General features: G+C 66.9%; 9 protein-coding genes. 3 read left to right on the forward strand and 6 right to left on the reverse strand.

Features of this window, described 5'->3' with window-relative positions; genetic code table 11:
* Positions 1 to 19: 19 nt before the first annotated feature.
* The 4 genes from GQ674_RS19780 to adh form a co-directional block, all read right to left on the reverse strand.
* Positions 20 to 406 (reverse strand): hypothetical protein, encoded by a 387-nt coding sequence (locus GQ674_RS19780; RefSeq protein WP_159498625.1) that lies wholly within the window; start codon positions 404 to 406, stop codon positions 20 to 22.
* Positions 407 to 455: 49 nt separating this feature from the next.
* Positions 456 to 833: a DUF779 domain-containing protein gene (locus GQ674_RS19785; protein WP_159498627.1), complete on the reverse strand. Its 378-nt coding sequence runs from the start codon at positions 831 to 833 to the stop codon at positions 456 to 458.
* A 106-nt stretch (positions 834 to 939) separates the two neighbouring features.
* The gene (gene adhP, locus GQ674_RS19790) at positions 940 to 1968 is read right to left on the reverse strand and encodes an alcohol dehydrogenase AdhP (RefSeq protein ID WP_159498629.1); all 1029 of its coding nucleotides are present in this window, start codon (positions 1966 to 1968) and stop codon (positions 940 to 942) included.
* 86 nt (positions 1969 to 2054) lie between these two features.
* Positions 2055 to 3584 (reverse strand): aldehyde dehydrogenase, encoded by a 1530-nt coding sequence (adh, locus tag GQ674_RS19795; RefSeq protein ID WP_159498631.1) that lies wholly within the window; start codon positions 3582 to 3584, stop codon positions 2055 to 2057.
* A 235-nt stretch (positions 3585 to 3819) separates the two neighbouring features.
* Here adh and GQ674_RS19800 point away from each other — a divergent pair, with 235 nt between their 5' ends.
* Positions 3820 to 5709, forward strand: coding sequence for a sigma-54-dependent Fis family transcriptional regulator (locus GQ674_RS19800; RefSeq protein WP_159498633.1), 1890 nt, complete (start codon positions 3820 to 3822; stop codon positions 5707 to 5709).
* Positions 5710 to 5723: 14 nt separating this feature from the next.
* Here GQ674_RS19800 and eda read toward each other — a convergent pair whose 3' ends face one another.
* The gene (gene eda, locus GQ674_RS19805) at positions 5724 to 6362 is read right to left on the reverse strand and encodes a bifunctional 4-hydroxy-2-oxoglutarate aldolase/2-dehydro-3-deoxy-phosphogluconate aldolase (protein WP_137191457.1); all 639 of its coding nucleotides are present in this window, start codon (positions 6360 to 6362) and stop codon (positions 5724 to 5726) included.
* Positions 6349 to 7365 carry a sugar kinase gene (locus tag GQ674_RS19810; RefSeq protein WP_159498635.1) on the reverse strand — a complete coding sequence of 339 codons (1017 nt, stop codon included), beginning with the start codon at positions 7363 to 7365 and terminating at the stop codon, positions 6349 to 6351. Before GQ674_RS19810 ends, eda begins: the two co-directional genes overlap by 14 nt.
* 270 nt (positions 7366 to 7635) lie before the next feature.
* On the opposite strand from GQ674_RS19810, the gene GQ674_RS19815 reads away from it, so the two are divergent.
* Positions 7636 to 10395, forward strand: a complete 2760-nt coding sequence (locus GQ674_RS19815) for a TonB-dependent receptor (protein WP_159498637.1) — start codon at positions 7636 to 7638, stop codon at positions 10393 to 10395.
* 255 nt (positions 10396 to 10650) lie between these two features.
* Positions 10651 to 13830: a TonB-dependent receptor gene (locus GQ674_RS19820; protein WP_159498639.1), complete on the forward strand. Its 3180-nt coding sequence runs from the start codon at positions 10651 to 10653 to the stop codon at positions 13828 to 13830.
* Positions 13831 to 13940: the final 110 nt, after the last annotated feature.

Consider the following 13940-nt stretch of genomic DNA (forward strand, 5'->3'; position numbering starts at 1 on the left):
GCGCCACCGGCCCGTCGCCCTACTGTGGGCGATAACGCGCGCCCAGCCAGATGCCGGCGGCCTGCAGCGGCAGCGAGAGCAGCAGCACCAGCACGAACCAGAACGGGAAGTCGCTGCCCAGGTCCCAGGCGGCGTAGGCCGAGGCGGCGGCAATCACCGCCCACACCACTCCGCCGTGAAGGTAAGGCAGTGTCGGCGCGTAGCGCGCGGCGAATGCGGTGGCGGCCAGGCCGCCGAGAATGGTCCAGCCCAGATCCCAGGCCAGGCGCGGCTGCCCGCCGTCGCCCAGGCCGATCCACGGCGCGATCCAGCCGGCCGCGCCGCTGACCATGCCGAGCACGAACAGCGCCACCACCACGCACAGCACGGACAGCACGACAGTCTTGGCAAGCGACAACGCGGACATGGCGATCCAGGGCAACGGGACGGTGCCCATTATGGACGCGTGCGCGGGGTCAGACCTTGCCGGCGTCCTTCAGCTGCGCGAACTCGTCATCGCTGAACAGCCGCGAGCGCACCAGGAAGCGCACGCCCTCGCCGTTTTCCAGCGAGAACATGCCGCCGCGCCCTGGCACCACGTCGATGATCAGCTGGGTGTGTTTCCAATACGCGAACTGCGAGGCGCTGATGTAGAACGGCGCGCCGCCTATCTCGCCCAGCTGCACGTCGCGGTCGCCCACGATGAAATCCCCCTGGGCAAAGCACATCGGCGAGGAGCCATCGCAGCAGCCCCCGGATTGGTGGAACAACAGCGGGCCGTGGCGTGCGTGCAGCGTTTGGATCAGCTGCAGCGCGGCCAGGGTGGCGGTTACCTGGAGCGGTTGGGCGTTCATCGTTGGGAGATCCTGGAAGCCGGCCAGCGGCCGGCACTACCGGCGCGGGTGCGGCCTGCCTTCGTTGGGAGAGGGGGAACGAAGACAGGCCGCAGTGCAACGTGCGTCAGGCATTGAGGTCCAGCACCACGCGGCCTTCGATCTTGCCGGCGTGCATGCGCGCGAAGATGTCGTTGATGTTCTCGAGTGAATCGCTGGTGACCGTTGCGGCGACCTTGCCCTGCTCGGCGAATTCCAGCGATTCCTGCAGGTCCAGGCGGGTGCCGACGATCGAGCCGCGCACGGTGATGCCGTTGAGCACCATGCCGAAGATGTCCAGCGGGAAATCGCCCGGCGGCAGTCCGTTCAACGACACCGTGCCACCGCGGCGGACCATGCCCAGTGCCTGCTCGAAGGCCTTCGGCGATACCGCCGTGACCAGCGCACCGTGTGCGCCGCCGATCTCCTTCTTCAGGAACGCGGCCGGGTCGGTAGTGCGTGCATTGATGGTGATCGTGGCACCCAGCCGCTCGGCCAGGGCGAGCTTGCCGTCGTCGATGTCCACGGCGGCCACGTTCAAGCCCATCGCCTTGGCGTACTGGACCGCCATGTGGCCCAGCCCGCCGATGCCGGAGATCACCACCCATTGGCCGGGCTTGGTATCGGTGACCTTCAGGCCCTTGTACACGGTGACGCCGGCGCACAGGATCGGTGCGACCTCGATGAAGCCGATACCCTTGGGCAGCAGCCCCACATAGTTGGCATTGGCCAACGCGTACTCGGCGAAGCCGCCGTTGACCGAATAGCCGGTATTCTGCTGCGCTTCGCACAGCGTTTCCCAGCCGCCCAGGCAGTGCTCGCAGTGGCCACAGGCCGAATACAGCCACGGGATGCCGACACGGTCGCCCTCGCGGATATGGTTGACGCCTGCGCCCACCGCGACCACGTGGCCCACGCCTTCATGGCCGGGAATGAAGGGCGGGTTGGGCTTGACCGGCCAGTCGCCGTCGACCGCATGCAGGTCGGTGTGGCATACGCCGCACGCTTCGATCTTCACCAGGATGTCGCCCGGGCCGGGGCGCGGCACCTGCACTTCCTCGATGCGCAACGGCTTGCCGAACTCGCGGACGACAGCGGCCTTCATGGTCTTGTTCATGCGTGGATCTCCGTGGATTGCCAATGACAGCACTGTGGCGCCGGCCTCATGCCGGCGCCTTGATCGTGATCAAGCAGGGCGCGGGCTCAGAAGAAGCCCAGTTTCTTCGGCGAGTAGCTGACCAGCAGGTTCTTGGTCTGCTGATAGTGGTCGAGCATCATCTTGTGGTTCTCGCGGCCGATGCCGGACTGCTTGTAGCCGCCGAACGCGGCATGCGCCGGATAGGCGTGATAGCAGTTGGTCCACACGCGGCCGGCCTGGATGCCGCGGCCCATGCGGTACAGACGCGAGGCATCGCGGCTCCATACGCCCGCGCCCAGCCCGTACAGCGTGTCGTTGGCGATCTCCAGCGCCTCTTCCTCGGTCTTGAAGGTTGTCACCGACACTACCGGCCCGAAGATTTCTTCCTGGAACACGCGCATCTTGTTGTGGCCCTTGAACACGGTGGGCTTCACGTAGAAGCCACCGGCCAGGTCGCCGTCGAGGGTGGCCTGTTCGCCGCCGATCAGCACCTGCGCGCCTTCCTGCCTGCCAATATCGAAGTAGGACAGGATTTTCTCCAACTGTTCGGACGACGCCTGCGCGCCGACCATGGTGTTGGGGTCCAGCGGGTTGCCCTGCTTGATCGCGGCCACGCGCTTGAGCGCGCGTTCCATGAACGTGTCGTAGATCGACTCCTGGATCAGCGCGCGCGACGGGCAGGTACACACTTCGCCCTGGTTGAAGGCGAACAGAACGAACCCTTCGATGGCCTTGTCCAGGAAATCGTCGTCCTCGGCCATCACGTCGGCGAAGAAGATGTTGGGTGACTTGCCGCCCAGCTCCAGCGTCACCGGGATCAGGTTCTGGCTGGCGTACTGCATGATCAGCCGGCCAGTGGTGGTTTCACCGGTGAACGCGATCTTGGCGATGCGCGGGTTGGACGCCAGCGGCTTGCCCGCCTCCACGCCGAAACCATTGACCACGTTGAGTACGCCCTTGGGCAGCAGGTCGCCGATCACCTCCATCAGCACCAGGATCGAGGCCGGTGTCTGTTCGGCTGGCTTGAGCACCACGCAGTTGCCGGCGGCCAGTGCTGGCGCCAGCTTCCAGGCGGCCATCAGCATCGGGAAGTTCCACGGGATGATCTGCCCGACCACGCCGAGCGGCTCGTGGAAGTGGTAGGCGATGGTGTCCTTGTCGATCTCCGACAGGCTGCCTTCCTGCGCGCGCACCGCACCGGCGAAGTACCGGAAGTGGTCGGCCATCAGCGGGATGTCGGCGTTGAGCGTTTCGCGGATCGGCTTGCCGTTGTCCCAGGTCTCGGCATGCGCAAGCAGCTCGAGGTTCTCCTCGATGCGGTCGGCGATCTTGTTGAGAAGGTTGGCGCGGTCGGCGATGGAGGTGTCGGCCCAGGCGCGTTTGGCGGCATGCGCCGCATCCAGCGCGGCCTCGATGTCCTCGGCGTTGGAGCGGGCCACCTCGGTGAAGACCTTGCCGGTGACCGGCGTGGTGTTCTCGAAGTACTGGCCGTTGCGCGGTGCCACCCACTCCCCGCCGATGTAGTTGCCGTAGCGCGGCTTGAAGATGGACCGCGGGTCGGTGGCGTGCGGCTTGGCGGACGTGACGGCATTCATGGGTGCATCTCCGGCAGGTAGGGAAAGGCCCGTAAGGGTCCTTCCCTGCCGCAAGGACGGTGCCAACTCTGGCCTGCTGCGCTGCGGCACGCCTTCCGGCCCCGGCCGGCCACGGGACATGCCTGTGATCTGCGGCGGTGCAGCAGCGAAGGTCATTGCGCAGTAACGCTGCCTGTGCTGTTTATCGGAACAGGTCCCGCTACAACTGTCGCAGATTGCGACACTGGAGAAACAGGTGTCCCAGCAGCCGCTCCTGCACCGTGTCGGCAACGCGCGTCGTTCGTTCTTCGAGCGCGGCGCAACGCCGGTTGGCATCGTGCCCGACACCATCCTGCAGTCGTGGCAACGCTGCCTGCGTGGTGGGCTGTCGGTGGATGCGCAGCCGGACGTGGAGCCGTTGCCGGATGCACGCCTGCGCGAACTGCGCGAGCGCCAGCAGAAGCTGTGGCGGTTGGCCCGCCCCGAGCTGGACGGGCTGGCCGCCGACATCGCCGCCGCCGGCAGCATCGTGCTGCTTACCGATGAGGATGGCTGGATCCTGGATGCCGAAGGCAGCCCGGGCTTCCTCGACAAGGCCGGGCGCGTGGCGCTGATGCCGGGCGTGCGCTGGGACGAGACCACGGTGGGCACCAACGCCATTGGCACGGCCATGGTGGAGGGCCGCTCGGTGGAAGTGCGGGGCGGCGAGCACTACTTCGCCCCGCACGGCATCCTGACCTGCTCGGCCACGCCGATCTTCGACCCCTACGGCCAGCGCGTGGGCGTGCTGGACATCTCCGGCGATGCGCGATTGCAGCACCTGCACGCGCGGGTACTGGCGCGGCAGGCCGTGGCGCACATCGAGCACCGTTACTTCGACGCGGGGCTGGCGGACTGCGAGCTGGTGCGGCTGCACCACGACGCCACCCTGCTGGGCACCCCACGCGAGGGCATCCTGGGCTTCCGCGGCGGCCGCCTGGTGGCTGCCAACCGTACCGGCCTTGCCCTGTTCGGGCTGGAGCATGCCGACATCGGCCATGCGCCGTATGCCGCGCTGTTCGATGGGCCGCTATCGCGGCTGCACGACGACGGTGCGCTGATCGACCGCCAGGGCCGCGCGCTGTATGGGCAACTGGGCGAGGGCCAGCGTGCGCCGGTGCGGGGCCGTGCGGATGCGCGGCCGGCGGCGTTGCCGATCGGGTCACGCCGACCGGCGGTCACCGCAGTGGATGCCACCCCGCTGTTCGATGCCGAACAGCAGCGCGCGCTGGACCGCGCCTGCCGCGTGCTGGATGCGCAGTTGCCGGTGCTGCTGCAGGGTGAGACGGGCACGGGCAAGGAGGTCTTCGCCCGCGAACTGCACCGGCGCAGCCTGCGCGCCGACAAACCCTTCGTCGCGGTCAACTGCGCGGCCTTGCCGGAGGGCCTGATCGAGGCCGAACTTTTTGGCTATGAGGAAGGCGCGTTCACCGGTGCGCGCCGCCAGGGCAGCACCGGCCTGCTGCGCCAGGCGCAGGGCGGCGTGCTGTTCCTGGACGAGATCGGCGACATGCCGCTTGCGCTGCAGCCGCGGCTGCTGCGCGTGCTGCAGGAACGCACACTGTCGCCACTGGGCGGCGGCAAGCCGGTGCAGCTGGATTTCACGCTGATCTGCGCCACCCACCGCGACTTGGATCTGGCCATGCAGGCAGGCGATTTCCGCAGCGACCTGTACTACCGCATCGCCGACCACGCGGTAGTGCTGCCACCGCTGCGCGAGCACCCGGATCGCGCGACGCTGGTTGCCGGCCTGTGGGCCCGCCTTGGACAGGGCCGTGAACTGGATACTGCCGCGCGCGCCGCGCTGGCCGCACATGCATGGCCAGGCAACGTACGCCAGCTGTGCGCGTGCCTGCGCACGCTGGTGGCGTTGAGCGATCCGGGCGATGTCATCGGGGTGGACGCGTTGCCGGCGCAGGTCCGTCACCGCGCCCCACCGGCGCCGCTACCGGCGAGCGCAGGCGATGGCCTGGAAGCGATGACCCTGGCGGCCATGCGCGAGGCACTGGCCGTCAGCGGCGGCAACGTGGCCGCCGCCGCACGGGCGCTCGGCATCAGCCGCAGCACCCTCTACCGGCGCCTGGGCGAGGCCGCGCACCGGCACTGAGCCGGCGTGTCGGCTCAGCCGACCAGCGCGGCCGAATCGCGGGCCAGCTGCTCGATCGCGGCCCAGTCGCGGGCCTGCAGCAGCGCGCGCGTGGTCAGCCACGAGCCGCCCACGCACAGCACGTTGGGCAGGTGCAGGAAGTCGCGCGCGGTCTGCGCGCTGATCCCACCGGTCGGGCAGAAGCGCACGTCGCCGAACGGCCCGTTCCACGCCGACAGCATCGCCGCGCCACCGGCCTGCACCGCCGGGAAGAACTTGAAGGTATCCAGGCCGTGCTCCAGGCCCAGCATCAGCTCGGACGAGGTGGCCACGCCGGGCAGGAACGGCAGGTCGGTATCGCGCGCAGCCGCATACAGGCGCGGGGTGGCACCGGGCGATACCGCAAAGCGCCCGCCCACCTGCTTGACCTGCTCCATCTGCGCGGCGGTCAGCACCGTGCCGGCCCCCACCACCGCGTCGGGCACGGCCTCGACCATGGCCTTGATCGCCTCCATCGCAACCGGGGTGCGCAGGGTCACCTCGATCACCGGCAGGCCACCGTTGAACAGGGCGCGCGCCACTTCAACGGCATCGTCGATGTTCTCCGGGGTGAACACCGGAATCACCGGGGCCAGTTTCAGGACTGCACGTACACGTGGATCAGCGCCGGACATCGAATCGCTCCTCGCCCGTCAGGGCCATCACGTCAGCCTCGCTGACAGGGTTGAAGTCGCCCGGGATCGAGTGCTTGAGGCAGGCCGCAGCCAGGCCGAAGCGCACGATCGCCTCCGGTGCGAAGCCGCGCATCATGCCATGCAGGATGCCGGCGGCGAAGGCATCGCCGCCGCCGATGCGGTCCACGATGCCCACCATCTCGCGGGTCGGGGCCACCGCGCGCGTGCCGTCGCGGCCGAGCAGCATCGCGCCCAGTGCGTGGTTATCCACGCTGTGCGGGGTGCGCTGGGTGCAGGCCATCCACTGCAGCCGCGGGAAGGCGGCAAAGGCCTGCGCGGCCGCAGCGTCCACGCGATCGGCGGGGTCCGGGTGCGGAAACTCCCCGCCCAGCACCACGCCGATGTCGCGGTAGTCGGCAAACAGCACGTCGGCGCAGGCGAACAGCGCGCGCAGGATGGCCGGCGCATCGCCCTGCCAGCGCGCCCACAGGGACGGCCGGAAGTTGCCATCGAAGGACACCCGTACGCCACGCGCGCAGGCCGCCTGTGCCGCAGCCAGCGTGGCCTGGGCCATGGCCGGGTTCAGCGCCGGGCTGACCCCGGACAGGTGCAGCCAGTCGGCGCCGTCCAGCAGCGCGTCCCAGTCGTAGTCGGCGGCGGTGCCGCTGGCGAACGCCGAGTCCGCGCGGTCGTAGACCACTTCGCTGGCGCGCTGCACCGCGCCGGTGGTGAGGAAGTACAGGCCCATGCGGCCGGGTCGGACCTGCACGTGGCCGGTGTCCACCCCATGCCGGCGCAGCTCGCCGCTGACGAACCGGCCCAACGGGTTGTCCGGCAGCTTGCTGACCATCGCCACCGCATGGCCCAGGTGGGCCAGCGACACGCCCACGTTGGCCTCCGCGCCGCCGGGATGCACCGCCAGCTGCGCGCTCTGCAGCAGCAGCTCGCGGCCCGGTGCGCTCATGCGCAGCAGCAACTCTCCGAAACAGACAACACGACTCATGGCGGTGGATCCTTGTGAAAGCGAGGGCGCGTGCGGCGGCACACGGATGGAATGGCTAGCGGTGTCATTCTAGCCATGGGCGGCCGTGCGTCTACCGCGCCGAATGTCGAAAGCTTTGTCCCGCAAGCCTCCGGGGGACATTGAAAATCTGTTGCGCTGCAAGATGCTCCTTCTGGAACGGGCTGTTAACGTCCGCCCTGACCAGCGGTGTCATTGCACTGACATGTCGCCGGATAGCTGTTTCATGTAGCACCTTGGGAGAGGGAAAACATGCAATCTCGAAACATCCAGAAAAAGACACCGGTTACCTTGCTTGCCCTGTCGATCGGCCTGGCGCTGAGTGGTACCGCGCTGGCCCAGGAAACGCCTACCGACCTGGACACCGTCACCGTGACCGGCTACCGCGCCAGCGTCGAGAAGGCGCTGGACATCAAGCGCGGCGAAGCCGGCGTGGTCGATGCCATCGTCGCCGAGGATATCGGCAAGTTCCCGGACCTCAACCTGGCCGAGTCGCTGCAGCGCATTCCCGGCGTGGTCATCACCCGTGAAGCCGGCGAAGGCCGCAACATTTCCGTGCGTGGCCTCGGCCCGGACTTCACCCGCGTGCGCATCAACGGGATGGAAGCGCTGACCACCGTCGGCGCCGGCGACCAGAGCGGCGGCACCAACCGCGGCCGCGGTTTCGACTTCAACGTGTTCGCCTCGGACCTGTTCTCGCAGATGCTGGTGCGCAAGACCGCCTCGGCCGACGTCGAGGAAGGGTCGCTGGGCGCCACCGTGGACCTGCGCAGCGCGCGCCCGTTCGACTACGACGGCTTCACCTTCGCCGCCAGCGGCCAGGCGGGCTACAACGCCATGGCCGAAAAGGCCGACCCACGTCTGGCGGCCCTGATCTCCAACACCTTTGCCGATGGTACCTTCGGTGCGTTGCTGTCGGTGGCCTATTCCGAGCGCCAGGCGCTGGAAGAAGGCTCCAACACCGGGCGCTGGGCCAATGGCACCAGCAACGGTAACTTCGCCCTCAGTCCGGCCTTCCCGGCCGCGCGCAGTGCCGGCGTCTACCACCCGCGCTTCCCGCGCTATGTGCAGCTGGAACACCAGCAGGAACGTCTGGGCATCACCGGTTCGCTGCAGTGGAAGCCCAGCGATGCCACCGAGATCTCGCTGGACGCGTTGTATTCCAAGATCGACGCCACCCGCGACGAGCACTACATCGAAGCCATTTCCTTCAGCCGCAACCGCGATACCGGCAATCCGCGGCGCCCCGAGCGCGACGGCAAGCCGACGATGGTGGTGCGCAACGGCGAGATCCGCAACAACGCGCTGGTCTACGGCGAGTTCGACAATGTGGACATCCGCACCGAGAACCGCCACGACGAGTGGAGCACCGAGTTCAAGCAGGCCAGCCTCAACTTCGATCATCGTTTCAGCGACGCGTTCTCGATCAACGGCAAGGTGGGCGCCTCGCGCTCGGCGCACGAAAACCCCGTGCAGACCACCATCATCATGGACAAGTACGACGTTGACGGGTACAGCTACGACTACCGTGGCAACAGCCGTGCGCCCATCCTGAACTACGGTATCGACCCGACCGATCCCAACGGCTGGGAGCTGGCCGAAATCCGCCTGCGTCCGCAGTACGTGGACAACGATTTCGACACCGCCGAAGTCAACTTCAACTGGAACATCAGCCCCGGCTTCCGCCTAAAGGGCGGTGTGCTGGCCAAGAACTACACCTTCAGCACGGTGGAACTGCGTCGCAACAGCGAAGTGGTCGTGCCAACGTTTGCCGACGGCACCCGCATCGTGTCGCCGGACCTGACCAGCCAGGCCGGTCTGAAGGGCATCTCCGGTTCGCCGTCCAACTGGGTGGTGCCCAACCTGGATGCCATTGCAGACGCGCTGGACATCTACAGCAACACCGGCACCTTCGCCGTTGCGCCCCGCGCCAACAACAGCCGCAGCGTGGAAGAGAAGGACCGCGGCATCTGGCTGATGGGTGAGTTCTCCACCGACCTGGGGTCCATTCCGCTGTCGGGCAACTTCGGCGTGCGCTACGTGCAGACCGAGCAGACCTCCAGTGGCGCGGCCACGGTGGCCGGCGCGCTGGTACAGGCCACCACCAACCGCAAGTACAACGACACCCTGCCCTCGTTCAACCTGGTGGCGGAAGTCGCCCCGGACTTCCTGATCCGCCTGGGTGCGGCCAAGGTGATGAGCCGTCCCGGGCTGGGCAACCTGACGCCGGGCGTCACCGTGGCGGTGGCTGGCGGCGCACGGACCGTGGCCGGTGGCAACCCGAACCTGGATCCGTTCCGCGCCACCAACGTGGACATGAGCTTCGAGTGGTACTTCAACGAAGGCGCCATGGCCGGCATCGGCCTGTTCTACAAGGACATCGAATCGTTCGTGCAGACCACCCGCGAAGTGCGTCCGTACTCCAGCAGCGGCCTGCCGGCCAGCCTGCTCGACGGCACCGGCGCGTCGGTCAACGATGACTTCACCTTCACCATTCCGCTCAATACCCCAGGCGGAGAACTGTACGGCGTCGAGGCCAACTACACCCAGCCCTTCACCTTCCTGCCGGGCAAGTGGTCCAACCTGGGCGTGCAGTTGAACTACACCTGGGTGGACACCAGCATCCAGTACGTCAACGGCGCCGGTGCGCCGGTGATGAAGAACCAGCTTACCGGCACCTCGAAGAAGGCCTGGAACGCCACGCTGTTCTACGAAGGTGAGGTGTGGTCGGGCCGTGTATCGGCAACCAACCGCAGCGACTACCTTACCCAGGCCCCGGGTCAGGAAACCGGCTTCAACGAGGACGGTTACCACGGCATGACCGGCACCACCGTGCTGGACGCTTCCCTGCGCTACCGCATCAGCGACCAGCTGGAACTGAGCCTGGAAGGCATCAACCTCACCAACGAGGCGTCCGACGAGTGGGTGTACTCGCCGAGCACCGGCGAGCTGCCGCTGCAGTACACCGAGAGTGGCCGCCAGTTCCTGCTCGGCGTGCGCTACAAGTTCTGATTCACCGGCAGGACCCAGCGGCGGCGTGAGCACTCACGCCGCCGGCTGCGCGCGCCGCCGTCGTTGCCATCCACACCCGTCACTGCATGCACGCTGCTGCGGCGCAAGATGCCGCCGCGTGAGGGGTTTGTTACGTTTCGGATGACCAACGGTGTCACAGCGGCACATGCGCGACAGACGCTCCGGGGAGGCCGGACGTCCATGACTCATCACCATCACGCTCGCATGGCGGCGCACCCTGGAAGGAAACACACGATGGATCGACCGCTCCCACGAAAAAAGACACCGGTTACCTTGCTCGCAGTTGCCATCGCGTTCGCCCTGCAGGGCACCGCCGGCATCGCCGCCGCCCAGCAGACGCCGGAAGCCGCCGCCGCACTCAACGCGGTCGATCTGGACAAGGTCGAGGTCAAGGCAACCTACCGCGAAAGCCTGCAGCAGTCGCTTGATGAAAAGCGCTACAGCGTCGAGCAGGTGGATGCGATCTACGCCGAAGACATCGGCAAATTTCCCGATCTGAACCTGGCCGAGTCGATGCAGCGCATTGCCGGCGTGTCGATCGACCGCGAAGGCGGCGAAGGCCAGCAGATCTCCGTGCGCGGCCTGGGCTCGGACTTCACCCGCGTGCGCATCAACGGCCTGGAAGCACTCTCCACCGCCGGCAGCGGCACCACCGGGGTCAACCGCAGCCGCGGCTTCGACTTCAACACCTTTGCCTCTGAACTCTTCAGCCGGGTCAAGATCAACAAGACCCAGTCCGCGCAGACCGACGAAGGCTCGCTGGGCGCCACGGTCGATCTGCGCGGTTCGCGGCCGTTCGACTTCGAGGGCTTCCAGGCATCGCTTGGCGGCCAGTACGGCTACAACGAGCTGTCCAGGAACAAAGACCCGCGTATCTCCGGGCTGATCAGCAACACCTGGGCCGACGGTCGCTTCGGCGGGCTCATGTCGGTGGCCTACAGCAAGCGCACCATCTTTGAAGAAGGCTACAACCCGGTCCGCTGGGAGCATGGCAACTACCGCAACTCCAACCAGAGCACCGCGGCCAACAACGGCACCTACGGCTTCTGCAGCCCGGTCGGCTACGACCCGCAGACCCCGCGCAATCCGCTGGCCAATGAAACCGCCGCCGGTGTCGGCAGCGCCGCCAACCAGGCGCGCAGCAACGGCTGGGGCAGCTACGGTATCGATGCCACCCACTGCGGCCCCGGCCTGGACCGGCCCGCCGCCACGGCGGAAAACATCGCCGCCTACGAGACCGCGACCAATGCGTGGATCCCGCGCTACCCGCGCTACGTCCGCACCGAACACGAGATCGAGCGCCTGGGCGTCACCGGCGCGCTGCAGTTCAAGGTCAGCGACGACACCCAGCTGAACCTGGACATCCTGTATTCAAAGCTCGACAAGGACGTGCGCGAAGACTCCATCGGCGCCAACCTGCACCGCACCGCGCAGTACGGCGGCAAGACCCAGATCGTGGTGCGCCAGGCGCAGGCCGACGCGCAGAACCGCCTCACCTACGGCGTGTTCGACAACGTAGACTTCCGCACCGAATCCACCGCGATCGAAGAAAGCACCGCGTTCAAGCAGTTCAGCCTGAACCTGGAGCACCGCTTCAACGACGCGGTGCGGCTGGACGCGGTGGTCGGGCATTCCGAGTCGAACTACGAACGGCCGGTGTTCTCGATGGTCAGCTTCGACAACAGCAACCTGGACGGCTTCGTGCTGGACATGCGCAACGGCAAGGTGCCGGCGATGTCGTTCCCGTTCGACCTCAGCGCCGTGGACAACTGGAAGTGGCTGGGCTACGGCAGCACGCCGGTCAATGCCAACGGCACCGCGCGCGGCGGCAACATCAGCGAAGTGCGGCTGAACCCGCAGTACGTCGACAACGCGTTCGACACGGCCAAGGTGGACCTCACCTTCGTCATCACTCCCACCTTCACCCTGCGCGGCGGTCTGGCCTACAAGGACTACGACATGAGCACGCAGGAGTACCGCAACATCAGTTACGGGCGCCTGTCGCAGGCGCTCCCCGACGGGGTCACCGTGGGTGACCTCAGCAGCTCGCTGAGCGGCTTCGGCAAGGGCATGGACGGCAGCCTGCCCAACGCGTGGCTGGTGCCGGACTTCAAGCAGATCGCCAACCTGCTGGACATCTACTGCAACTGCAACACCGGCACCCTGGGCGGTGACTATCGGCTGGCCAGCGTGGGCCACTTTGGCGCGTCCAACAACAATTTCGACGTCAACGAAAAGAGCTACGGCAGCTACCTGCAGCTGGACTTCAACACCGACCTGCTGGGCCGCGCGTTCCGCGGCAACCTGGGCGTGCGCTACGTGCAGACCCGCATCACCGCCGATGGCTATGCGCCGTGCACGGCTACCAACGCGAACGATCTGTCCTCGGCGTGCGAACCGTTCTTCGGCGTGGCCAGCGCCACGGCTGATCCGGGCGAGCGCCTGCAGGTCGGCACGCGGGTCGGCCACAAGTACGACGACTGGCTGCCCTCGTTGAACCTGGCCTGGGACCTGAGCGACACCTTCGTGCTGCGCTTCGGCGCGGCCAAGACCATGGCCCGCCCGACCCTGTCCAACCTGTCGCCGAGCGTCAGCGGTGGTCCCACCGCCTACTTCGATGACGACCGCAGCTACTCGATCAACCTGGGCAATCCCAAGCTGGATCCGTTCCGCTCGACCAACTACGACCTGAGCGCGGAGTGGTACTTCGACGAGGGCGCGCTGCTGTCGGCGGCGGTGTTCTACAAGGACATCGACAGCTACGTGCAGCGCACCCGCCTGATGACCACCTGGGCCGACATGGGCTATTCGCTGGACCTGTTGCCCGCTGGCTTCAGCGCGGACACCGTGTTCAACGTGCAGAGCTACTTCAACACCCCGGGCGGCCCGCTCAAGGGCTACGAAGTCTCCTACCAGCAGCCCTTCAGCTTCCTGCCTGGCTTCTGGCGCAACTTCGGCGTGCAGCTCAACTACACGCACGTCGAGTCGAAGATCAAATACATGTTCAGCTCGGGCACCGGCAGCACCATCGTCACCACCTACACCGAGAACGACCTGCTGAACCTGTCGCCGAACTCATACAACGCCACCCTGTACTACGACGATGGCCGCTTCAGCGCCCGCGTCTCCACCAGCTACCGCGACGCGTACATCAGCACCATCCTCTCGCAGGAAAACGTATGGGACCTGGACGGCAAGCAGCTCGCCACCGCCGATGTGCAGGGCAAGTACAGCGTGGAGAACGTGGACTTCAACATGTCCTACAAGGTCAACAAGAACCTCTCGCTGACCTTCGAAGCGATCAACCTGCTCGACACCGCCGATGAGCGCTACGTCGACTCGGCGCTGTCGCTGCCGGACCGTTACACGCACACCGGCCGCCAGTACTACCTCGGCCTGCGCTACAAGTTCTGACCGTGCTGGGCCTGCCGCCACCTGTACCGCGTCCGTCCCCGTCCTTCTCTCCGGGATGGCGGGCGCGGTGCCGGGGCGGGAGGCCACCGTGAGCGGCTGACGCTACGCCG

The organism is Stenotrophomonas sp. 364, assembly GCF_009832905.1.
GTDB classification, from domain to species: domain Bacteria; phylum Pseudomonadota; class Gammaproteobacteria; order Xanthomonadales; family Xanthomonadaceae; genus Stenotrophomonas; species Stenotrophomonas maltophilia_AP.

Coding starts and splice junctions, on each gene's coding strand:
- GQ674_RS19780 (WP_159498625.1), bottom strand. CDS start 406: ATGTCCGCGTTGTCGCTTGCCAAGACTGTCGTGCTGTCCGTGCTGTGC.
- GQ674_RS19785 (WP_159498627.1), bottom strand. CDS start 833: ATGAACGCCCAACCGCTCCAGGTAACCGCCACCCTGGCCGCGCTGCAG.
- adhP (WP_159498629.1), bottom strand. CDS start 1,968: ATGAACAAGACCATGAAGGCCGCTGTCGTCCGCGAGTTCGGCAAGCCG.
- adh (WP_159498631.1), bottom strand. CDS start 3,584: ATGAATGCCGTCACGTCCGCCAAGCCGCACGCCACCGACCCGCGGTCC.
- eda (WP_137191457.1), bottom strand. CDS start 6,362: ATGTCCGGCGCTGATCCACGTGTACGTGCAGTCCTGAAACTGGCCCCG.
- GQ674_RS19810 (WP_159498635.1), bottom strand. CDS start 7,365: ATGAGTCGTGTTGTCTGTTTCGGAGAGTTGCTGCTGCGCATGAGCGCA.
- GQ674_RS19815 (WP_159498637.1), top strand. CDS start 7,636: ATGCAATCTCGAAACATCCAGAAAAAGACACCGGTTACCTTGCTTGCC.
- GQ674_RS19820 (WP_159498639.1), top strand. CDS start 10,651: ATGGATCGACCGCTCCCACGAAAAAAGACACCGGTTACCTTGCTCGCA.